General features: G+C 59.5%; 20 protein-coding genes and 1 pseudogene. 3 read left to right on the top strand and 18 right to left on the bottom strand.

Features of this window, described 5'->3' with window-relative positions; translation table 11 throughout:
* From D8U73_RS16140 to D8U73_RS16115, 6 genes are read right to left on the bottom strand one after another with little or no spacing between them, the layout of a single operon-like run.
* Positions 1-1,593 (bottom strand): Wzz/FepE/Etk N-terminal domain-containing protein, encoded by a 1,593-nt coding sequence (locus tag D8U73_RS16140; RefSeq protein WP_056856844.1) that lies wholly within the window; start codon positions 1,591-1,593, stop codon positions 1-3.
* Positions 1,594-1,614: 21 nt separating this feature from the next.
* Positions 1,615-2,637 (bottom strand): polysaccharide biosynthesis/export family protein, encoded by a 1,023-nt coding sequence (locus D8U73_RS16135; RefSeq protein ID WP_130905096.1) that lies wholly within the window; start codon positions 2,635-2,637, stop codon positions 1,615-1,617.
* Between the two features lie 23 nt (positions 2,638-2,660).
* Entirely contained in the window at positions 2,661-3,308 is a 648-nt protein-coding gene (locus D8U73_RS16130) for a CpsD/CapB family tyrosine-protein kinase (protein WP_056856842.1), read from the bottom strand.
* Positions 3,308-4,054: a sugar transferase gene (locus D8U73_RS16125; RefSeq protein ID WP_130905095.1), complete on the bottom strand. Its 747-nt coding sequence runs from the start codon at positions 4,052-4,054 to the stop codon at positions 3,308-3,310. The genes D8U73_RS16130 and D8U73_RS16125 overlap by 1 nt, the downstream gene beginning before the upstream one ends.
* Positions 4,051-5,112 carry an NAD-dependent epimerase gene (locus D8U73_RS16120; RefSeq protein WP_130905094.1) on the bottom strand — a complete coding sequence of 354 codons (1,062 nt, stop codon included), beginning with the start codon at positions 5,110-5,112 and terminating at the stop codon, positions 4,051-4,053. The genes D8U73_RS16125 and D8U73_RS16120 overlap by 4 nt, the downstream gene beginning before the upstream one ends.
* Positions 5,109-6,461, bottom strand: coding sequence for a UDP-glucose/GDP-mannose dehydrogenase family protein (locus D8U73_RS16115; RefSeq protein WP_056856839.1), 1,353 nt, complete (start codon positions 6,459-6,461; stop codon positions 5,109-5,111). The genes D8U73_RS16120 and D8U73_RS16115 overlap by 4 nt, the downstream gene beginning before the upstream one ends.
* A gap of 389 nt (positions 6,462-6,850) precedes the next feature.
* Here D8U73_RS16115 and D8U73_RS16110 point away from each other — a divergent pair, with 389 nt between their 5' ends.
* A complete protein-coding gene (locus D8U73_RS16110) occupies positions 6,851-8,548 on the top strand; it encodes a sulfatase-like hydrolase/transferase (protein ID WP_130905093.1) in 1,698 nt (565 codons plus the stop codon).
* 116 nt (positions 8,549-8,664) lie between these two features.
* Here D8U73_RS16110 and D8U73_RS16105 read toward each other — a convergent pair whose 3' ends face one another.
* On the bottom strand, positions 8,665-9,720 hold the full coding sequence (locus D8U73_RS16105) for an AraC family transcriptional regulator (protein ID WP_130905092.1): 1,056 nt from the start codon (positions 9,718-9,720) through the stop codon (positions 8,665-8,667).
* Between the two features lie 71 nt (positions 9,721-9,791).
* Here D8U73_RS16105 and D8U73_RS16100 point away from each other — a divergent pair, with 71 nt between their 5' ends.
* Complete coding sequence (locus tag D8U73_RS16100; protein ID WP_130905091.1) at positions 9,792-10,706, top strand: LysR family transcriptional regulator; 915 nt, start codon at positions 9,792-9,794, stop codon at positions 10,704-10,706.
* Between the two features lie 50 nt (positions 10,707-10,756).
* Here the strand turns inward: D8U73_RS16100 and D8U73_RS16095 are convergent, their stop codons facing one another.
* Complete coding sequence (locus D8U73_RS16095; protein ID WP_056856835.1) at positions 10,757-11,680, bottom strand: LysR family transcriptional regulator; 924 nt, start codon at positions 11,678-11,680, stop codon at positions 10,757-10,759.
* Positions 11,681-11,776: 96 nt separating this feature from the next.
* Here D8U73_RS16095 and D8U73_RS16090 point away from each other — a divergent pair, with 96 nt between their 5' ends.
* Positions 11,777-12,616, top strand: a complete 840-nt coding sequence (locus D8U73_RS16090) for an AraC family transcriptional regulator (RefSeq protein WP_130905090.1) — start codon at positions 11,777-11,779, stop codon at positions 12,614-12,616.
* A gap of 77 nt (positions 12,617-12,693) precedes the next feature.
* On the opposite strand, the gene D8U73_RS16085 is transcribed toward D8U73_RS16090, so the two are convergent.
* The 10 genes and pseudogenes from D8U73_RS16085 to D8U73_RS16040 form a co-directional block, all read right to left on the bottom strand.
* Entirely contained in the window at positions 12,694-13,602 is a 909-nt protein-coding gene (locus D8U73_RS16085) for a ChaN family lipoprotein (RefSeq protein WP_130905089.1), read from the bottom strand.
* Between the two features lie 41 nt (positions 13,603-13,643).
* The gene (locus D8U73_RS16080) at positions 13,644-14,411 is read right to left on the bottom strand and encodes a heme ABC transporter ATP-binding protein (RefSeq protein WP_056856832.1); all 768 of its coding nucleotides are present in this window, start codon (positions 14,409-14,411) and stop codon (positions 13,644-13,646) included.
* Positions 14,411-15,394, bottom strand: coding sequence for an iron ABC transporter permease (locus tag D8U73_RS16075; protein WP_177435532.1), 984 nt, complete (start codon positions 15,392-15,394; stop codon positions 14,411-14,413). Before D8U73_RS16075 ends, D8U73_RS16080 begins: the two co-directional genes overlap by 1 nt.
* 329 nt (positions 15,395-15,723) lie before the next feature.
* Positions 15,724-17,166: a catalase gene (locus D8U73_RS16070; RefSeq protein ID WP_056856830.1), complete on the bottom strand. Its 1,443-nt coding sequence runs from the start codon at positions 17,164-17,166 to the stop codon at positions 15,724-15,726.
* Positions 17,167-17,349: 183 nt separating this feature from the next.
* Positions 17,350-17,730, bottom strand: a complete 381-nt coding sequence (locus D8U73_RS16065) for a response regulator (RefSeq protein ID WP_056856920.1) — start codon at positions 17,728-17,730, stop codon at positions 17,350-17,352.
* A 132-nt stretch (positions 17,731-17,862) separates the two neighbouring features.
* Positions 17,863-18,393 carry a hypothetical protein gene (locus tag D8U73_RS16060; protein ID WP_056856829.1) on the bottom strand — a complete coding sequence of 177 codons (531 nt, stop codon included), beginning with the start codon at positions 18,391-18,393 and terminating at the stop codon, positions 17,863-17,865.
* Positions 18,394-18,552: 159 nt separating this feature from the next.
* A pseudogene (locus D8U73_RS16055) lies at positions 18,553-19,254 on the bottom strand (AraC family transcriptional regulator); the annotation flags it as partial.
* A 21-nt stretch (positions 19,255-19,275) separates the two neighbouring features.
* Positions 19,276-20,730 carry an ATP-binding protein gene (locus D8U73_RS16050; protein ID WP_056856918.1) on the bottom strand — a complete coding sequence of 485 codons (1,455 nt, stop codon included), beginning with the start codon at positions 20,728-20,730 and terminating at the stop codon, positions 19,276-19,278.
* A gap of 269 nt (positions 20,731-20,999) precedes the next feature.
* Positions 21,000-21,260 carry a hypothetical protein gene (locus tag D8U73_RS16045; RefSeq protein WP_056856828.1) on the bottom strand — a complete coding sequence of 87 codons (261 nt, stop codon included), beginning with the start codon at positions 21,258-21,260 and terminating at the stop codon, positions 21,000-21,002.
* Between the two features lie 22 nt (positions 21,261-21,282).
* Positions 21,283-22,482, bottom strand: a complete 1,200-nt coding sequence (locus tag D8U73_RS16040; RefSeq protein WP_056856827.1) for an NAD(P)/FAD-dependent oxidoreductase — start codon at positions 22,480-22,482, stop codon at positions 21,283-21,285.
* Positions 22,483-22,650: the final 168 nt, after the last annotated feature.

Genomic DNA, 22,650 nt, shown 5'->3' with positions numbered 1-22,650 from the left:
TCAATTGCGCACCCAATGGACGAAGCTCGGTACGCTCCAGTTTCTGTGCGGATTGCCTGGCTCCACGTTCTGATCGTTGATCACCAGCAGTACCGGCAGGCCCAGTTCGTGGGTGATCTGCGCTGGATGCTTGAAGCGATGATCGAAGAACTCACGTACGTAGACGAAGGCAATCGCCAGCAACAGCCCGGTGAACAAGCCGAACGGAATGATCAGCAGCGGCTTGGGGAATGCCGCCTCGGTCGGTTCGAACGGTGGGCTGAGCACTCGGGCGTTGGACAGGTCGTTGTCCAGCGAACGGGCAGTGCTGCTCTCGGCAAAGCGCTGGGCGTAGGTGGAGAAGGCCGCGTGCAGAGCGTCGATCTCGGTGTCCTTCTGCCGCAACTTGCTCTGGGTTTCCTGCAACTGGCGGATGCGGTTCTTGAACTCGGCAATGCGTGCGGTTTTCTGGTCGATCACTGAGCTGACAATCGCCAGGTCGTTGGTACGTTCCTGAATCCGGTTGCTCACCACTTTGAGGAACTGCTGGCGGGTGCGGGCGATTTGCTCGCGGGTCAGCAGCATCGGTTCACTGCCGGGCTGGAAGATCGCCAGGTCGTTCATGTAGCGGCTGACCTGGCTGGTCAGCGCCTCACCCATCTGCTTGATCTCGCGATCCTCGAACGCCACGTTGTCCACGGTGGTGGTGAAGGTGTAGGGGAAGGTGTAGTCGTTGAGCTTGGAGTCCTTGGCGGCGGCCAGGCTGGTTTTCAGGTAGTCGAGCCAGCGTTGGCTTTGCAGCAGGCGATCGCGGTACAGGTTGAGCGCTTGCTCTTCGGTGTTGATAGCGTTGAGGCGGAAGGTGATCTCTTCCTTGGGATCGGACGAGCCGACCGCGCCGAGCAAGGTCTGCCGCTCGTCTTCCAAACCGTTGAGGCGCACCTGGTATTGGGTCTTCTTGGTTTCGTAGAAGCTCTGTGGCAGGTCGATCGATTGCAAGGCCTGACGGCTCACCAGGTAGTTCTGCAGCAGCGTCGCGACAAACTTGGTGCCCTGGGTCGGGTCAGGAAAGCTGTAGATGATCGAGATCACGTTGGAGCCCGGCAGGGTTTCGATCTTCAGACTATCGATAGCCTCTTGGGTCAGGGAATCGAGCGCGGTGTCGCGCACCGGATCGGTTTCCATGCCCAGCGCCGACTTCAGCGGGTTGACCACGTTTTCACGCAGCGGCGTGCTGACATATTTCTTGAACGGTTGCGCCAACAGTTTATTGAGCATGCCCGGAGGCGGGGTGTATTCACCCTTGTCGCGCAACTCGCTGATGGTCTGACGGATCAGGGCCGGCGAGCGCAGGATATTGCTCTCGGTTTCCATGTCGGCCAGTGACGGTGGGATGAATTGCGCGTTTTCCTGGGTCAGCGACGTAGTGGCGTCACCCTGGGAAAGTTTTTTCGACTGCACGATCACCTGGGCGGTGATATCGAAGCTCTGTTTGAGCAACAGCGGCAGTACCAGTGCGATCACTGCAAAGACCAGGAATACGCGCTTCACCAGTTGTTTGTTGGCGAAGAAGATCCTGAAGAACTCGTGCAGGTAGTTTTCCTTTGGATTCATGTCGGGTCACCTGAGAGTAAGTTAGTCATCACTGTCTTTGTTGTCGACGCGGTAGCCGAAGCTGAAGCCCACACCCTGGAACAGCACCACGTCCGCCAGTTGCCGTGCGAGCTCACCGGCGCTCGCCAGTTTGGTCTTGGGCACATAGAGCATGTCGTCCGGTTGCAGGTAGGCGATCTGTGAGGCATCGCCGGACAGGGCTTTTTCCACGTCGTAACGGCGGGCCTGGACCTGATTGCCGTTGCGACGCATGATCACCACCGAATCGAGGCGCGCCTTGACGTTCGAACCACGGGCCAGGGTCAGGGCTTCAAGCACCGAGACCGGACGGCGGATCGGGTAGGAACCTGGCTGGCCGACTTCACCGAGCACATAGATTTCGTTACCTGCGGTGGACTTGAGCAGCACGTCGACCGTCATCCGGCCCGGCAGTTGTGCGTACCTCTTGTTGAGGAAGTCTTCCAGTTGGTTGACGGTCATGCCTTGCAGTGGCACCGCGCCGATTTCCGGGAAACTCGCATAACCGTCGGTACCCACGGTGATCTCGCGGCTCATGCCGGTGGCCGGGTGGTTCAGCGCGCTCTTGAGGTTCGACTCGTTGCTCAGCGGGCTGATGACCTGCACGGTCAGTTGGTTGCGGTTGGGCTGGAACAGTTGTTTGCGCTGGTAGGCACGCTGGATTTCCTGGCGTGCTTCTTCGGACGAAAGCCCGGCGATTTTCACCGAGGTGTTGGCGCCCGGCAGTTCGATGGTGCCATCGGGCAGCACCAGTTGATTGCCGTTGAGCTGACTGGCAGCGGTGAAGTTAAGACCGATCTGGTCACCGGACTGAATGCGGTAGGCATCCGAGCCGCTGGTGCTGATGTGGAAGATCACGTCCAGCACGTCCTGTGGGCGCAAGGTCTGTTCGATCTTGGGCATGTCGGTGGCCTGGGCGTTGGCCGGTGAGGCGGTAAGAATATTGACCGGCATGTTCTGGGTTTCGGAAGTGCTGGAGCAACCTGCAAGCGGCAGCAACAGCAGGACAAGCATCTTGGCGTTCATGGCGTCATCCTTTTTGCGAGGGCTTACAGGTTTTTGTACAGCCACTTGGGCATGTAGTACTTGCGTCGGTTGAACACACTGCCGACCAGTTTCGCCCCGGCCTGGGTCAGGCGTTGAACCGCCGCCTGCGCCACTTCCCAGCGTGTATCTTCCGAGCGCACGACCATGATCACGCCGTCCACCTGGGTACTGATGACCAGCGTGTCGGCGGCCGAATACACCGCGTCACCGTCGATCACCACGAAGCGGTACTGACTGCCGAGCTGATCGAGCAACGGGCTCAGGCGCTCCGGTGTCAGGTGTTCACTGCCCCGGGCGAAGCGCCCGAACGGCAGCACGTGGAAGGGCAGGCTCGACACGTTGACCACACAGTCCTGCAACAGCGGCGGACTTTGCTCGTTGAAGAGCAGGTCGCGAAAGCCGCGCTCCTTGCTCAGCCCCAGTTGTTGGGTGAGGTTGGTCGCGGACTGGCTGGCGTCGACCAGCAGCACTTGGCCGCTGCTCATTTGCGCCAGTTGGCTGGCCAGCGCCAGGGCACTGGTGGTGGTGCCCGCACCGGGGTTGGCCGCGGTCAGGAGCAGGATGCGCAGATCCTGATCCAGCACGGCCGACGTCAGGTTGGACTCGCTGGGGTTGGCGATGCTGAGGCTTTTAGCAGTTGAACCGTCCATTAGCTTGCTCCGTGGCCGCTGAATACTTTGAAGGGGGTTTTCAACAGAATCTTCAGATCAAGCAGCAGGCTCTGCTCGGCGATATAGCTGAGATCCAACTCAACGCGCTGGTCGAAGTCGATATTGCTGCGCCCGGAGATCTGCCACAGACCGGTCATGCCGGGGTAGATGCTCAGGCGCGCGAGATGATTGTCCTTGTAGCGATAGGCGTTGAACGAGGTTGGCCGTGGGCCTACCAGGCGCATGTCGCCGGTCACCACATTGATCAGGTTTGGCAGTTCGTCGAGGCTGGTACGGCGCAGGAAACCACCGATGCCGGTGATCCGCGGGTCCTTGTCGATCTTGAAGTCGATGGCGTCGGCACCGTGTTTGTTCAGGTGGCGCAGCGACTCTTTGAGCTCCTCGGCATTGGCGACCATGGTGCGAAATTTGTACATGCCAAACAGACGGCCGCGGTAACCGGTGCGTTTTTGCACGAACATCACCGGCCCGGGGCTGGTGAGCTTGATGGCGAGCGCCAACACCAACAGCATTGGCGAGATCAGCACCAGGATCACCAACGCGCCGAAACAGGCGAACACCCGGTTGGTACGCGACAACGTCCATGGCCGACCACCGTCACGCCCCGTCACCCAACCTCGACCCTGCATGTGAATAGCCGCGTCGAGGCGCATCCGGTGTTCGGGGTCAAGGCGCTTGTCACGGCGCATCTGTTGGAGCGGTACTCCTTGTTCATGTCCAGTCATTGAGCATTCCTCCGCTGGAATTCAGCCGCGAGCGGCGCAGGGGCAACAGGCAGTGGGTAGTAGTCGCGAAACCAGGCGATGAAACGCCCGAGTCCCTCATCCAGCTCGATACGGGGCTGGAAACCGGTGGCGCGGGCCAGGTCGCTGGCGTCGGCGCACGTGTTGAGGACATCGCCGGGCTGCAGTGGCAGCAACTCGACCAGGGCTTTTTGCCCCAGGTGTTTTTCCAGCAATGCCAGGTAGTCCTTGAGCTCCACCGGGTGCTGGCCGCCGATGTTGTAGATCCGCCATGGCGCCATGCTGCTGGCCGGGTCCGGTTGTTCGCGGTCCCATGCGGCATTGGCTTGTGGTGCGCGGTCGATCAGCCGGGCGATGCTTTCGATGATGTCGTCGATGTAGGTGAAATCGCGCTGATGCTCGCCGTAGTTGAACAGCTTCAAGGGTTGCCCTTGGGCAATCGCCTGGGCGAACTGAATCGGCGACATGTCCGGCCGACCCCAGGGACCGTACACGGTGAAGAAGCGCAGACCGGTGCAGGGAATGCAGAACAGATGGCTGTAACTGTGGGCCATCAGTTCGTTGGCTTTCTTGGTCGCGGCGTACAGCGACAGTGGGTGATTGACGCCGTCCTGCACCGAATACGGGGTGTGCTGGTTGGCGCCGTACACCGAGCTGGATGAGGCGTAGATCAAATGCTTGACCGGGTGCCGGCGGCAGCTTTCGAGAATATTGAGGAAACCATTCAGATTGCTGTCGAGGTAGGCCCGCGGATTTTCCAGCGAGTAGCGCACGCCGGCCTGTGCCGCGAGGTGAATCACCACCTCGGGTTGTTCCTCGGCGAACAGTGACTCGATGGCCGCGACATCGGCCAGGTCAACCGTAGAGAGCTGGAAAGGGCCGACCTGCTCCTGCACCCATTGCACGCGGTCGTGCTTGAGTTGCGGGTCGTAATAATCGTTGAAGTTATCGAGCCCGGATACCTGATGCCCGTCGCGCAATAGCCGCAACACACAATGGGCACCAATGAAGCCGGCGGCTCCGGTCACGAGAATCTTCATGGACGCGGCGCCTCGGGTACGACGTGACGCAGGCCGATACCGCTGTAGTGCAAGCCGGCCGCCGCGACGTGTTCGGGGTTATACAGATTGCGTCCGTCGATGATCACCCGCGAACGCAGCTTGCTAGCCAACAGGTCGAAGTCGACCACACGGAAGTTCTTCCACTCGGTGCAGATCACCAGCGCATCGGCATCTTCCAGAGTGTCGTCGCGGGTAGCACACAGGTGCAGGTCGTTGCGATAGCCATAAATGCGCCGGCATTCGGACATGGCTTCCGGATCATAGGCCTGCACGCTGGCGCCTTCGGCCCACAAGGCTTCCATCAGATAGCGGCTCGGTGCTTCGCGCATGTCATCGGTATTGGGTTTGAACGCCAGGCCCCAGATCGCGATGGACTTGCCGGCCAGCCCCTGCGGGAACTGCGCCTTGAGTTTGCCGAACAGAATGTGCCGCTGGCTGTCATTGACGTCGGTGACGCTGCGCAACAGTCGCAGCGGCATGCCATTGTGTTCGGCGGTATGCAGCAGGGCGCGCAAATCCTTGGGGAAGCACGAACCGCCGAAGCCGCAACCGGGATAAATGAAGTGGTAGCCGATGCGTGGGTCCGAACCGATACCCTTGCGCACCGCTTCGATGTCGGCGCCGAGCAATTCGGTGAGGTTGGCCAGTTCGTTCATGAAACTGATGCGGGTGGCGAGCATTGCGTTGGCCGCGTACTTGGTCAGTTCGGCACTGCGGTTGTCCATGAACATCAGCTTTTCACGGTTGCGGCAGAAGGGCGCGTACAGCTCGCTCATCTGATTGCGGGCCTCGTCATCGTCGGTGCCGACGATAATCCGGTCCGGACGCATGCAGTCGGCCAACGCACTGCCTTCCTTGAGAAACTCGGGGTTGGAAACCACCCGCACCGTCAGCGCGCCCTTGTCCCTGCGTTGCAGTTCAGTGCGGGCAGTGGCAGCGACCTGGTCAGCGGTGCCGACCGGCACCGTGGACTTGATGATCAGGGTGCGGTCAGCTTCCATGTGGTTGGCAATCTGCCGGGCCACGTTCAGCACATGGCTGAGGTCGGCGGAACCGTCTTCATCGGCGGGCGTGCCGACGGCGATGAAGATCAGCTCGGCGTGCTCGACCGCGTCGCTGGCCTGGGTGGAGAACAGCAACCGGCCGGCCTTGATGTTTTCTTCCAGCGTTCCGGAAAGTCCCGGTTCACTGATCGGCGGTACGGCTTGTTGAAGTTGCTTGATCTTATTGGGATCAATGTCGACACATAAGACGCGATGTCCGACATCGGCCAGTGCCGCTGCTTGTATCAGGCCAACATAGCCCGTACCAAATACGCTCACGTCCATATTGGCGTGCCTCGTAAGACGGTGGAAAGATCAGAAATGAGACTGTCAAAAGGGGTATAGCCCAGCCTTGGAAAAGCGTGTCAGCAAAATGACATGTTAAAAGAGTAAGACATCCCCAGTTTTGGGGGGCCAATTGCCATCAAAGGCTTGTGGCAGTTGGGTTTACCGCGAATTTGAGCGACGGAAACTAATTCAAGGAAAGCGATAAACGGTCGTAAGGCTTGAATTACAAGGCTTGTAGGCACTTGAGTGTGTCAGATTTGAGACGATTTTTTTTTGACGCTTTCATCTCTTTTACGTCATTTCTTGCGCTTTGATGGCCCGGTGCTAGTGTCAAAAAATGGCCGACTACTTATTGACCTTCGGCGTGAATGCAGACCGGAAAGACAATGATTCGATATCTCAAAGAACTACTCATAGCTGTCTATTTGATCACCCATTACGACTATTACTTTGGGCGTATCAGTGCGATCGGAATCAGTTATCCATTAGTTCTGTTCGCGGGAATGTTCGTTGTATTGACAGTTGCACTGTTCATGTCGGCTTATATTCGACAAACAATTATTCGATATTTGTTCGCTCTCGGCCTCTTTGCCTCGGCGCTATTCTTTGATGTGTATACGCAGGTCACTGCGGATTACCTGACATACAGCAGCTTTGTCTCGATGGTGTATTCCGGTGGTTTTATCCAGGAAGCGCTCATCCAGTACCGCGATGCGATCATCAGTGGTGTGCTGGGTGGTTTGCCGCTGCTGATCGGTATCGGTTTGAAGCCACGTCGGCGCTGGCCTGTTCCCGGGGCGGTGTTGGTGGCGGCACCGTTGATGGCGGTGCTGCTGCTCAGCGCGGTGCTGTTCGTGCGCGCGGGCGAGGGCGCACGGGGGCTGCCACAGATGTACACGCCTCTGGCTTACTTGAACCTGTTTGCCTATGAATCCCTGCACAACACCGTTGGCCCGCGCGAACCGGTGAGCCTGGCGCGCGTCGATCAAGCGGTGAACCACGACATTGTGCTGATCATCGACGAGAGCATTTCCGGCAATTACCTGGACATCAACGCGCCATTCGGCGTGCACAGCAATCTCAAGCAGCCGCGCCCCGGGGTCGACATCTTCAACTACGGGTACGCAGCCGCGATCGCCAACTGCAGCGCCGACACCAACATCACCTTGCGTTATGGCGGAACCCGCGCCGATTACATGCGCATCAACAGCACGCAGCCGTCTATTTGGCAGTATGCGAAAAACGCTGGTTTGCGTACGGTCTACATCGACGCCCAGCGCACCGGCGGCAATCTGCAGAATCTGATGAACGAAACCGAGAAAAAAGACATCAACGAATTCGTGCAATTCGACCAGACCAGTGTGCGCGAGCGCGACATGGCCGCAGCGGCGAAACTGATCGAACTGCTCAACGACGACAAGCCGCAGTTGGTGGTGATGAACAAGGTCGGCGCGCATTTTCCGGTGCACGATAAATACCCGGACGCGTACATGGCCTACCGCCCGACATTGCCTCGCGGACAGTTCACCGAAGTGGCCGACACCGGTGAACGCAATGGCTTTAACGGCCAGCCGGATGACTGGTTGCTGTATCGCAATGCTTACAAAAACACCTTGTTGTGGAACGTCGGCGAGTTTTTCTCACGGGTGTTTGCCCAGGCCAACTTGAACAACGCGCTGCTGATCTACACCTCCGATCACGGACAGGATTTGCATGAACGGGGCAATCCCGGCTTGAACACCCATTGCGGTGGCGACCCGGTGGAAGAGGAAGGGCTGGTTCCGCTGGTGGTGATCCAGGGCAGCGGTTTGAAAACCCTCGATTGGCAGGCGCAACTGGCCGCCAACAAGGATCGTTCGAGTCACTACAACATTTTCCCGACCTTGTTGCAGTTGATGGGCTACGACCTGGCGGGCGTCGAGGCGGTGTATGGCAAGCCGCTGAGCGTGGCGACCGGCGATGAGTTCACGTTCAACTATCGGTTCAATGCGCGGCTGGGGGCCAAGCCCGAGTGGAAGCATATCGACCTGAACAGCATTGTGACGCCGGAGCAGGCGGCTACCAGCTTGGCGGTGGGGCAGTAGGATTTGTAGTGTTTGGTCTGGCCTCATCGCGGGCTTGCCCATCGGGTTTAACTCAGGTGTTGTGTACACCCGATAACTCTGTGGGAGCGAGCCTGCTCGCGATGGGGCCAGTTCATTCAACCCAGAACTGACGGCTGCGCCCACTTGGCCCGATACACCCCCGGCGCACACCCGAACCAGCGCAGACAGGCACGGTTGAAACTCTGCACATCGCTGTAACCGAGTCGGTCGGAAATCTCCACCAGTTCCAGGTCCGCGCCCTGCAAATAGTCCTCGGCCCGGCAGCGGCGATACTCATCCAGCAATTCTGAAAAACTCCAACCCAACGCCTTCAAGCGTCGTGCCGCCGTGCGCTCAAGCAAATGCCGAGCACTGCAGAACTGTTGCCAGTTGGCATTGGCGAGGTCGGCGATCAGGTGATCGCTCACTTGCTCCAGCAAGGTCGGTTCGCTGTTGCGACGGGTTTGCTCCAGCAAATCGATCAGGGTGTTTTCCAGTTCATGATTGCCAGGTGTCAGCGCCGTGACGAACAGCTCGGAATCGAGACGGATCCCATGCTGTGGTGCCCCCCAGCCTACCGGTACGCGGAACGCCTGCTCATGCAGTTCAGGGCTGTTCGTGCAGGCACACGCCAGATCGACGCCAAGGATCGGGTCGCGTTCAAGGCCGCTGGCCAAAAATTTGCGCCGCAGCATGCTGCACAGGCTGATGAGGATGTAATCGGCGCTCGGCGCACTGATCCTGACGCTGCCACGTTCGAGCAATTGCAGCTGTACATCGTGTTCGCCGCGCACAATCCGTGCCTCGAAGTGCCCATTGAAAAACGGGAAGAAGCGCACGAAATACTGGCACGCGCTGTCCAGCGTCGCGGCCACGTCGAACAGATAGGTCAGACCATTGGTGGCGGTTGAAACAAAGCGCCGGCCTGCCGCCAGACCGATCAACGGGTCGCCGGTCTGTTCTTGCGCAAACGCCCAGAAACGCCGCGACAGGAAGAGTGGCACGCGCATGAACGGTGTGCGCAATTCGAACAGGCTGCGCCGGAACAGCGCCTCGATACGGTCGCGGGCAACCCCGCGGGCGAGCAACTCCTCGATGGCCGGCAGCAAGGTCGGGGCATAGAACGCATTGGGCAAAGGTTGCTTGCACGATGCCTGATCGCTTTTTGTCATGTAGGGCTCACGGCGTCTGGCGAAACACTGGTTAGGCTGCGCGACGTTAAGCGATTTGCCGGAGCAAGACCATGCTTGATTTACGCCAGCTCGACCTGAACCTGCTGCTCGCCTTCGATGCAATCTACCAGCAGCGCAGTGTCACCCGCGCCGCCGAAGTGATGTGCCTGTCGCAACCGGCCATGAGCAACGCATTGCGCCGCCTGCGCGAGTTATGCGGCGACCCGCTGTTCATCAAGAGTCGCCTGGGCGTGACCCCGACGCTGGTCGCCCATCGCCTGGCCGATTACGTGCGCGCTGCATTGGAATCCCTGCGCGACGGCTTGCGGATGATTCCCGCCGCACGGCAGAACAATCCGCTGTTGCGCATCAGTTGCCTGGATTGCCTGCAACCGGTTTTGCTCGATGCCTTGCTCGAATCGCCCCACGCCGACTGGCAGGTCCGCTACTTCCAGCCACGTCGACGCGATGCCTTGCAGGAACTGTCGAGCGGCAAACTGGACATCCTGATCGACCTCGACCAACCCCTGGCCGGGTTGGCCGGCTTGCATAAACAGGTATTGCCCGCCGATCGCTATGTGTTCGCTTACGGCGCCGCGTTGAAGGAGCCGCCGAGTACCTTGCAAGCCTATTTGCAGCAACCGCAGATCCAGATTTCCAGCCGCCGCGACGGGCTCAGCCCGGTGGATTTGCAACTCGGCCTGAAGGGGTTGCGCCGTACACTGGCGGTAAGCACCCAAAGCACGCTGGCGGCGAAGGTGATGGCCGACCGGCATCCGTTCGGCATGAGCCTGCCGAGCCGGGTTGCCGGTGCATTGGGGTTGCAACATGTGCCGTTGCCGTTTGAGGAGCCGGTGGAGTTGAAACTGGCGCTGTACATCGAAGCGCGCTATCGCTTCGAGCGCAGTCGTGAGGAAGCGATGCATTGCCTGCTGCGGGCTCTGGGTGAACCTCGTTCGGTGCAAGCATTGGCACGCCGGGCCTGATGCCGCGCCCCGAAATCCTGTAGGAGCGAGCCTGCTGGCCCCCACCGGGTTTACATCGAGGTCGCTGCCAGCAAACGCTCATCGACCCGCACTATCGCCTCCATCATTGCCAGCGCTGCGGGTGTCAGGGAATAGCCGACGCGACTGACGATGCCGTAATGCAGAAGCAGACCAGGGTCATCACTGGGCGCATCGACAAATTCCAGAAGCTGTATCAACCCTTGTTCGACCTGTTCGGCGAGCGCTTCCATGGTAGCGATGCCTACCGCATCGGAGCGTCTCACCACGCGGCAGATGGCATCGAATTGAGCGCATTCGACAGTGGGATTGAAGTCCGGCTCGCCCTGGGCATCGGCGAGGATTTTGCGGATCATCGGCGGAATGCGGGTGCCCACGACGGCGTAATCGAGCAGGGCGCGCAAGGACAGGTTTTTGCGCTTGGCCAGGGGATGACCGATACGACAGAAAAAACGCCCGCGCCGCGGTCGCAACAGTTGCACGTGGTATTGCGGATCACCGGTGAAATAGCGCGCATCGGCCACCAGGAATTCGATCTGTTGCTCACGCAACCACAACGCCAGTTGTTGCCAATCGCCCTGATGGAAGCTGATGCGGATCGCCGGATGGGCCTGGATAAATTCTGCCAGGGCTTCGGGTACCAATAATTGAGCCGGATAGGGGCCGCAACCGAAACGCAACTCGCCGCCGGTCAGGCCGTTGTACTGGGTGAGTTCGTTGTGCAGGGCCTGACTGCCGGCGAGCAAGCGGCGAGCATGTTGCAGCACCAGTTCGCCTTGACCGGTCAGACGGAATTCGCGACTGCTGCGTTCCACCAACAGGCAATCGAGGTCCCGTTCGAGGGTCTGGATGCTGCGACTGAAGGCCGGCTGGCTAAGGTTGATCGCCTCGGCTGCGCGACCAAAGTTGCGGTAGTCGGCCAGTGCAACCAGATGGCGAAGCTGGCGTAGATCCATCATGCGTCTCCTGCATTGCGTAGATACTTTTAATGCATTGGATCGATATCACAGAGGCTGGCATAAGTACACGCCTGTCTTTCGTTGTAGCGTGCCATGACCAGTCAACCGTTCATTTCCAGCGCCTTCACCCGCACCATCCTCAGTCACGCCCAGCAGTCAGGGCTGTGTCGTGATCAGTTGCTCAAGCGGGCCGGTATCTGCCTTTCGTTACTGGACGGGCAAGGTTCACAGGTGCCGGCGCACCTGGTCGAGGAGTTGTGGAGTGAATGCGAGCGGCTGGGTGCAAGCGCAACATTCGGCTGTGAACTGGTCAACGGCATGGCCACCACCACTCTGCAAGGCTTGAACATTCTGCTCGATTCCGCCGCGACCCTGCGCGTCAGTCTGCTGTGCTTCACCGAGTTTCTGCCCCGAGTGACCAATTATGTTCAGGCGCAACTTGAGCAAGTCGATGGGCAGGCCCACCTGCACTTGCGCAGCGTTTACCGGCTACCACATTTTTTTGGGCTGGATGCGGCGACGTTGAGCCTGGTGCGCAACATCGCCCGACGACTGGGGCGGGCACCGGGTGAGGTTTTTTGCGCAGTGACCCTGACGTCCGAGCAGGCGGCTGGCGAGTGGTTGCGCGGTGTCGGGGTTGACGTGAAGCGCGGACCCCATCCGTGCCTGAGCCTGCCGCTGGCCAGTCTCGATGAACCATTGCTGGGGGCTAATCCGTTTTTGCATCAGAGCATGTTGCGCCACTGGCAGACTGAAGCTTCACAGCACGTTCGCGGTGACAGTCTGGAGTTGGCGCGGCATTGGCTGACGGCGGGGGACCAGCCCATCGAGCGGATTGCCGAACGGCTTGGGTATCGGCAACCGAGTAATTTCATTCGGGCGTTTCGCAAGCGGTTCGGGATTACGCCGAAGCAGTTTCGGTTGGGCCTGTGAGGTTTTCCTGGCGCACGGTCGAAAAGATCCTTCCAGGTGATGGACTAATCAAACTCTCCACAACTTTACGCGGCACGTTATCGCTGCATTGTCGATGACGTGCCGCCACGCAAGCTCGCGCAGTGATCCTGCTCCGGTTGCGCGGCGGTGTACCACACATAATCCGCGCTTTCTGCTGTCACGGCCTTGCCTGCTTCGGCCAGCACCAGCACCGCGTTACCTTTGCCGGCACCGAGGTCTTTGAGGTGCAATGGCACACCGAGATCCTTGCGCACATGAAACGCGCCGGCCAGTAACAGTGCAGGCGTCGGTGCCGTTGACAGGCGTTCTGCCATGTGACGGTCACGCTGTTGCTGTACCGCCAGCATTGCCGGCATCTGTGATTCGGGCAGAAGTCCGCAATGGGATTCCCGGATGTCCTCCAGCAAGGTCGCTTGTACCTGTTGCGTGGTGGACGCTTCGCCGCTGAGCGTCGGTCGCTGTTGGTAAATCTGCATGATCTGCGCGCGGTCAAGGTTGGCCGACAGCAGCGGGTAGGGCTGGCTTAGGGCGTAAGTCACCACGGCACCGTAAACACTCCAATCCCAATTGGCTTGCCAGGAAAGCGCCTGATAGACATTGGCCGGTGGCTGACCGGCGCGGGTATCGGCCTGCGCGGCGTCGACTTTCGCCTGTTGATCGGGGTTGAGCATTTCCATCAGCAGACTGCCTTGCGGACGCCGCGCCGCCAGTTGGCGCAGCAGCCACAGTTGCAGGGCATGGTGATCAGGATTGTCGTGTTGTTCACCGACCAGCACCCGTGGCGCAGCCGCCAGGCGTTCGACCAGCGCTTGCGGGGTGAGGGTGCGGCCGGTGGCGAGTTCACGGATCACCCGGTGGTCAGCGTGATCGCGACCTTGCGGGGCGATCGGCGCGGGTGGGGCAGTGACGGAATGGGATTGGCAGGCAGCCAGCAGACTGACCAGGCATAACAGCAGAATGCGCATCGGTTTTCCTCATCAGACATGGCCTTTCGCACGCCGGGGAATCAGCGCGCGATAATCAAAGGGTGGCCGCGTTCCGGGTGTCGGTGAATCAGCACTTGCAGCCCGTACACCGCTTCCAGCGCTTGAGCGGTCAATACTTCATCCGGTGGGCCGCAGGCGTGTGGACGACCGTCTTGCAACAGCAGCAACTGATCGCAATAACGCGCCGCCAGGTTGAGATCGTGCAGGATCACCAGCACCGCCGCACCGCGTCCGGCAAAATCGCGCACCGCTTGCAGGATGGTGTGCTGGTGCAGCGGGTCGAGCATCGAGGTCGGCTCGTCGAGTAACAGAATCTGCCCCTCGGCGCCCGGCCACAGTTGCGCGAGCACCCGTGCCAGATGCACACGTTGGCGCTCGCCACCGGACAACGCCAGATAACTGCGCCCGGCCAGGTGCAAGGCGTCGGCGGCACTCAGGGCTTCGGCGACAATTTGCGCATCGCGCACACGTCCGCTGGCATGGGGCAGACGGCCCATGCCCACCACTTCATTGACCGAGAAAGCGAAGTTCAGGCTCGAACTCTGCGGCAACACGGCCAGGCGTCTGGCCCGCTCCTGGCCCGGCCAGTCAGCGAGTTTGCGCCCGTCAAGGCTGACCGTGCCTGCGCTGATCGGCAACTCATCGCAAAGGGCGCCGAGCAGGGTGCTTTTGCCCGCGCCGTTAGGCCCCAATACGCCAAGTACTTGACCCGGACGCAAGTCGATATCGATGTCGGCCAGCACGGTGCGGCTGCCGCGTCGGACCAGCAAATTGTTTGCCCGCAGCATCAGGCACGCCCTCGCACCAGCAGGTAAAGGAAGAAGGGCGCGCCGATGAGCGCCGTGACGATACCGATCGGCAATTCGGCTGGCGCCAGCAGCAGTCGGGCGACCAGATCGGCCAACAACAGCAGGCTGGCACCGGCCAGCAACGAGGCCGGTAACAAAACCCGATGATCCGGGCCGACCAGCAGGCGCATCAGGTGCGGCACCACCAGGCCGATAAAACCGATCAGGCCTGCCGCCGCCACGGCGGCACCCACACCCAGCGCCGTGCACAGCACCAGTTCGAGTTTGATTCGCTCGACATTGAAACCCAGGTGCCGGGCTTCCGATTCGCCGAGCAACATCGCATTGAGTGCTGCCGCGCGCCGTGGCAGCCACAACGCCACGCCCACTGCCACGATCAGCAACGGCCACAAGCGCGGATAGCTGGCGCCGTTGAGGCTGCCCAGGTTCCAGAAGGTCAGGGTGCGTAGCGTGACGTCGTCGGCCAGGTAAGTGAACAAGCCGACACCTGCACCGGCCATGGCGGTCATCGCCACCCCCGCCAACAACATGGTGGCGACGTTGGTCTGGCCATTGCTGCGGCCGAAGCGATACACCACCGCCGTGACGATCAAGCCACCGGCGAAAGCGCATATCGACAGCAGATACGGTTCGATGGCCGGTGACAAACCACCCAGCATGCTGCCACCAACGATGGCGAAAGCCGCGCCGAGCGCCGCACCGCCAGACACTCCCACCAGGCCCGGGTCCGCCAATGGGTTACGGAACAACCCCTGCATCGCCACGCCCGACAGTGCCAATACCGAACCGACCGCAATGCCGAGCAAGCTGCGTGGCAGGCGGATCTGCCCGAGGATCAGCTGCGCCTGTTGCGTGTCACCGCCATTCACTGGCAGGCCAAGCAGACGCAGGCCGGCAAGCAAGGTATCGCCCAACGGCAGGCTGACCGGCCCGAGAGCCAGCGACAACCAGAACACCAGCAGCAATAACAGACCCAGGGAAATCAGCATCGGCCTTGGCCGAACGATGGCCGTCATTGGGTGATTCCGGGCGGCTGGCACGGGCGCACATCGGCGCACGCCGGCATTGATTTGGAGTGCATCAGGACGCTTCCTCTGTCGATCTGACGGGGGATGATGCCATCAACGCTCCGTTTGCGTACACGCCGAAGCCCGGTCTCTGGGTCGATATCTTCAACTGTAGCGATAAACCTGCAGGAGCGAGCCTGCTCTCGATTGCCGTGTACCAGTCACCTTTAAAGTGACTGACACTCCGCAATCGCGAGCAGGCTCGTTCCTGCAGGGTCTGGGCTTTACCGGTCGAGTTCGGCCAATGCTCGGGAAACCCCGGCGCCATAAAACGGATCGGCCAGGGTGCAATGGGCGATATGCCGTTGCTGCACTTCCTGAGAGACGCCACTGAGCGAGCGCGCGGTGTTGTCGAACAGCGCTTGTTTCTCCGACTCGGACATCAGGCGGAACAGGTTGCCGGGCTGTTCGAAGTGATCTTCGTCCACGCGATGATCCCAATGCCCGGCAGCGCCGGAAATTTTCAGCGGCGGTTCGCGCCAGTCCGGTTGATCGGCCCATTGACCATCGCTGTTGGGTACGTACGCCAATTGACCGCCGTAGTTACCGTCCACGCGCATGGCGCCGTCGCGATGAAAGCTGTGTACCGGGCAACGGGCGGCGTTGACCGGGATCTGGTGGTGATTGACCCCCAGGCGATAACGCGCGGCATCGCCGTAGGCAAACAACCGCGCTTGCAGCATCCGGTCGGGTGAGAAGCCGATGCCGGGTACGACGTTCGACGGCGAGAACGCGGCTTGTTCGACTTCGGCGAAGACGTTTTCCGGGTTGCGGTTGAGCTCGAAGTAACCCACCTCGATCAACGGGTAGTCTTTGTGCGGCCAGACCTTGGTCAGGTCGAACGGGTTGACGCCGTGATCATGGGCCTGGTCCTCGGTCATGACCTGGATGTAGAACGTCCAGCGTGGAAAGTCGCCCGCTTCGATGCTGTCGAACAGATCCCGGTGGTGGCTTTCGCGGTCGCGGCCGATCAGGTCCTGAGCCTGTTCGTCACTCAGGTTGTCGATGCCTTGTTGGGATTTGAAGGTGAACTTGACCCAATGCCGTTCGTTGTTGGCGTTGATCAGGCTGAACGTATGGCTGCCGAAACCATGCATGTGCCGGTAGCTGCGCGGAATGCCACGCTGGCTCATGACGATGGTCACCTGATGCAAGGCTTCGGGCAATGACGTCCAGAAATCCCAGTTGCTTTGCGCATTGCGCATGCCGGTGCGCGGGTCGCGCTTGACCGCATGGTTGAGGTCCGGGAAGCGCAATGGGTCGCGAAAGAAAAACACCGGGGTGTTGTTGCCGACCAAATCCCAGTTGCCTTGGTCGGTGTAGAACTTCAGGGCAAAACCACGAATGTCGCGTTCGGCATCCGCCGCGCCGCGCTCACCGGCAACCGTCGAGAAGCGGGTAAAGATCGGCGTTTGTTTGCCCACCTGCGAAAACAGCCGGGCCTTGGTGTAGCGCGTGATGTCGTGGGTCACGGTGAAGGTGCCGTAGGCGCCGGAACCTTTGGCGTGCATACGTCGCTCGGGAATGACTTCGCGGTCGAAGTGGGCGAGTTTTTCCAACAGCCAGACGTCCTGCAGCAACGCTGGGCCGCGAGGGCCGGCGGTCTGGATATTGAAGTTGTCGACGACGGGAGCGCCGTTGATCGAGGTCAGTTTGTTTTTTGGCATGTCACGGTTCTTCACGTTGAGGTTTTAGTTGGGCAGGAAGAATCAAAGTTTTAACTAAACAGAAACTGATAATGAAAATGTTATTTGTTTCGGTGTTGCAGCGCAGCTTTGCAAACGGCAAAAAAGTGCCTGCTTGAGTCTGAGTTTGTTATACCAAGGTGTTAAGAATTATTGGCCAGGCGGTCAGCATCGAACCTGGCGCTTAAGCACCCTGTCGATACACGCCAGCAATGCATCGGTATTGAAAGGCTTGGCAAAATATCCTTCGGGTTTTCGCACGCTGGCGCTGAACTGCGGTGGCAGGCCAGGCTTTCCGGTAATGAAAAGCGTTGGGATATGGGTGTTTCTGGCCGCCAGCGTTTCGTACAGCTGTACCCCGCACATACCGGGCATCTGAATGTCGGAGATCAGGCAGTCGGTCTGCTCGGGGCCGCTGGATTCAAGAAACGCGTAGGCGCTGTTGTAGGTGTTTACCGTGTAACCGTAAGAACGCAATAAACTGTCCAGCGAGATAAGAATTAGTTCGTCATCATCAACAACTGAAATAATAGCTGAGTTGAACATGTGGAAACCTTGCGTCATTGCGAGTGGCGCTAAGTGGCGCCCGCCATACTTGCAAGATACGCGCTCAAAAAAAGCGGAATAGTATACTTGGGTATGTTTGTTGGTTGATTTTAGATAAATACAGCAGCGTTCTCAGTACGGCTGTTCCCGGGCCAGGTTGTCCTCGAGCAGCGACAGGAAACGCGCGTTGTGCCGTGCGCACTCTTCAAAGAATCGTTTGCTGGCGGTGTCCTTGTTTTCGATAGCGCTGTCGCAGCAGTCGCGCAGCAAGGCATCAAAGGCTCGCAGGCGGCGCGTACCCTGACAAATCCCGGTCAGGCAGTCGGCAAAACACTGTGATTCACGACTGTCATTCAGGCTGTAGAGCGCCGCGGTTTCAACGTATCCGCCGAGGTCGGTGATGCCGTCGGCAAGGAATTCGGCGTAATCGGCGTTGACGCGTACCAAGCGATGGAACAGCTGTTGCACCGGCAGGAAGCTGACGTTTCGTACTGTCTGCTGACCCCGTTTGAGCTGCGCAAGAATGCCCAGCGTGGTGTTGAGGGTTTGCGTCAACGCGTCGATGATCTCCACTCGCTCGCAAGTGGACAGCGACGTATGCGCACCATAGCGACTGATGCGCAGCGGATGACTGACGATGTACAGCTTTTGCAGTGCGTTCATGACAACCGTCCCCGGGTCAGCGCGTCGGCGCGATGAGTTGATTCATTCAAGGTGCCCAGCGTAAATCGATACACGCCTGACAACACTCCTACCTCAAGACAGTGGCGTAGCACATGGGGCTACAGTCGTCATACCTGGGTATGGGCGTCAGCATTGGAATTGCGATTGCAGCAATGCGCCCCAGTGCTCCTGATTGTCTGGTCGGCGGTAATACACCACCATGTGTCGCGCGACCTGCATCGCGACTTCGCGCCCCCCGTCAGCCTCCACGAGCGCCAAGGCCAGATCGATCCCGGCACTGATGCCAGCGGAGGTCCACACCGACTGTTGCTGCACGAAGATCGCTTCCTGATCCAGTTCGACCTGGGGGAACAGGCGCTCGAACCATTCGGCCATCACCCAATGGGTTGCGGCCCGTCGGCCATCGAGCAAACCGGCCTGGGCCAGCAAGAATGTGCCGCTGCAAACCGACGCCGTGCGCGTGGCCGTGGCTGAAGCCTGGCGCAGCCAGTCCACCAGCGCCGTACTTTCGGCAAGGATCTGGCGAATGCTCGGGGAGCCGGGGACGATCAGGGTATCGACCGGGTTATCGTCAAACTCGCTCAGCTTCCGGCTTTGCACCACCAGGCCTTCGGCCGACTGGATTTCGCCACCGGTGATGCTGGCGGTATGCAGCGCATAGCCGGGGAGCCCGCGTTCAGTCATGGCTTTGTTGGCCACCCAGAACACTGTCTGGGCACCGGTCAGGTCCAGCAGACCCATTTGCGGGTAGGCCACGAACACGATGGTGCGCGGTTGGGCATGATCAGGATGCGGGCTTGTTTCATTGATAGACACAGCGAGTTCTCCAAAGCGCCGCATGGCGGCATGTGTGGATGAAGGTTATTCATCGTGATTCGGGGACGTCAGCGGAATCGCAAACAGAAACTGCGTGCCCACTCCCACTTCGCTGGACACCCAGATGCGCCCACCATGAAATTCAATGATCGAGCGGCAAATCGAGAGGCCCATCCCCAGGCCGGTGGGTTTGGTGGTGAAGAACGGATCGAACAGCGATGGCAGAATGTCTTCGGCAATGCCGGTGCCGGAATCGGCGATTTCAAGCAGCGCTTCGTTATCCTGGACCGACGTTTGAATCCGCAGCGTTCGTGCCCGGTCATGCACATTGGCCATGGCCTGGCAGGCATTGATGATCAGATTGATGATCACTTGCTGCAGTTGTATCCGGTCACCGTGGATGTGCGCGCCGGGGGCACCCAGCTGTGCGAGTGGACGAACCTGATGATTGCAGATGTCATGTTGCATGAGCGTCAGTGAGTCACTGACGATTTCGTCGAACACTTCGGTCTGGCGCTGCACTTCACTCTGGCGCGACAGCGCCCGAATGCAGGTGATGACATCGGACACCCTGGCTGAATTCTGAATGATCCGGTCCAGTGAGCGGCGAGCTTCTTCGAGGTTCGGCTCGGGGCGGTTGATCCAGCGCTTGCAGGATTCACCGCTGGTGATCACCGCCGCCAACGGTTGGTTGATCTCATGGGCAATGGACGCGGCCAATTCACCCATGGAGGTCACCCGCGTCACGTGAGCGAGTTTGGCCTGGGTGTGCAACAGCGCTTCTTCGGAGTGTCTTGACCCGGTCACATCCATCAAGGCACCGACGTACTCAATGCGCCTGCCATGCTTGAACAGTGGGTTGGCGATCATCTGCACATGCTTGATCCGGCCATCGGGCATGACCAGCCGGTGCTCCACTTCAATCAGGCTTTTTTGGCGGGCAGCCTGTTCCAGGACACTGTCGAAAATCGCCAGGTCATCAGGATGTGTGCGCTCGCGGGCCATCGCCAGCGTTGGCGTTTCGCCCAGTGGGTACTCGAAAATGCGCGAGGCTTCATCCGACCACGACACGATCACCTCGTCATCGATGGCAAAACCGACACTGCCGGTGTGACTGAGTTTTTCTGCACCCAGAAAGAACGCTTCTTTGCGACGCAACGTCTCGGTCGCGCGCTTGCTGCGCAGCGCCAGCAAGGTGATGGTGGTCAGTGCGATCAGGCAACGCACGAACCCGGCGATCATCCTGTGATCGCGGTAGCCTTCTTCGACGACGAAGGTGGCGCTCAGGATGGCTACGCAACCGAAAGCGACGGCGAGGAAAACCGGAACAGGAAAGAAGTTCGCCGACATGAACACCAGCGTGATGTAGAACAGTGTCGGCGCAACATCCAGTTCAAGGTAAGAGTTGGTAATAAAGATCATGCTGCCGACCGCAATGGCAGCCAGCCAGGCCAAGGCATCTGAAAAAAAAAGTTTCTTGCAACGTTTAATGATAGACATTTGTTCTTCCGGGTTTTTGCTATCGAACGGCAACTCGCAGGGCATCGGTGATGCCGGGCAAACTCTTAGTGAGGGGCGTTGGTGTTGTTGTGCAAAAGCACTACTGAAATGGGCTGTTCAGTTGTCCTTTGGAGCAAATGTTCATCGGGAATTGCGGTAGAGCTGACGTGATAAAAAACGCCCGCCAGAAAAACCAGTGGCGGGCGCTTGGGAAATGTCCCGGTCCAGCAAGGAGTGGGCTGGCCGGGATACGGGCGTTTAACTTCACTTCACCCGGTGAAACCCTGCAGCGTTGTCAGCGGGTTTTGTCGCAGCCGATTGAAAGACAGCAAGCGCATGACATAACCCAGCTTGATGGCTGTCGGACCGAGTATCGTCAAGGCATGGGCCATCACCAGGCCTGGCAATGACAGATACGCGTCATAGCCGTAAGCCAGAACGGCGCCGATGAGCAGCGCGAACAACCCACCGATCAGCAGTACATGGGACAGCCTCAGTACCCGATACGGATCTTCGAAAAAAGCATACATATCGATCACCTGCGGCTTGGTGTCAGGCCACTGGAATCAATGGATCAGCCGCGGCCAGCGCGGTGGCACGATCTGCCGCCGGCGGGTAGATCCACACGGAGTTGATCTGGGTCTTGAGTTCCTTGGCTTCCTGTTTCACCAATTTCACCTGGCGATCCCAGCCCTCGGTGAACACCGCACCCCAGGTGCCCAGGTCCAGGCAAGTGACGTACTTGGGTTGGCTGTAGGCCATCGGTTCCACGCCCAGCAGTTCGGCGGCGACGTTGTTGCCGGCGTAGCGACCCAAAGCAATCGCGTGCTGGCAGGACATGGCGGCGAAATTGCCCTGATCATCGGTGGCGGCATAGGCCACGTCACCACTGGCGAAGACATCGGCGTGCCCGCGCACTTTCAGGTTCTGATCCACATGCAGACGACCCTGATGATCGCGGGTGCCTTGCACTTGCTCGGTCAGCGAGTGGGCGCGGAAACCCACGGTCCAGATCACTGTGTTGGACTCGATGCGACGGCCATCGGTGAGGGTCACACCGTTTGCATCGACCGAGGCCGTGGTGGCGCCGACCAGCCATTCGATGCCCAGATGTTCCGACGCCTCGACGATGGATGGGCGAATGCCGTCGCCAAGAGCGGCACCGATTTGCGGGGCGCGTTCGAGAACGACCACACGGATGTCGGCGTCATCACCCAGCGCGGCACGCAGGCGTGCCGGCATTTCAGTGGCGGTTTCGATACCGGTGAAACCACCGCCGATCACCACTACGGTATTGCGCGCAGCACTGGCCGGCTGGTCCTTCAGCGCCTTGATGTGCGCTTCCAGTTCGGTGGCGGATTCGATTTCATCGACATCGAACGCATGCTCCAGGCCTTCGAGCGGCGGACGCATCAGCTTGCTGCCGGCAGCCAGCACCAGGCGGTCGTAGCTCAACTTGCCCTGGACACCGGCGACGTTGGTGTAGCCAACCTGTTTGTTTTTCTCGTCGATCACCTCGGCCGAACCCTGAACGAATTTCACGCCCACGGCATCGAACAGATCGTTCAGCGGTGCTTTCATGGTGTGTACATCGGGCTCGTAGAAGCGCGGGCGGATCCGCAGTTCAGCTTGAGGAGCCAGCACGGTGATTTCGATGTCATTTCGATCGTGCTTGTCCAGCAGACGGGCAGCGCTCAATGCGCTCCATACACCACCGAAACCTGCACCGATAATCAAAATTTGCTGTTTCATTGTTTTGCTCCTGAAGAACAATCGAGGGAGAAAGTTGTTGCGATGTAAGCACTACCGCTGTGGCCAATCATTCGCGTAGTGGTAAAAAAAACGCGGCGCAGACGGTTCGGCTTGATCTGCAGCAGATGGTATTCGAGCGGTTTGAATCTGACACTGCTACATTGGGTC

This window comes from Pseudomonas sp. Sample_22, from assembly GCF_004307635.1.
In the GTDB taxonomy this organism is placed as follows: domain Bacteria; phylum Pseudomonadota; class Gammaproteobacteria; order Pseudomonadales; family Pseudomonadaceae; genus Aquipseudomonas.
The sequence above is the reverse complement of the archived record's forward strand: the minus strand, read 5'-3'. Positions and strand labels throughout refer to the sequence as shown.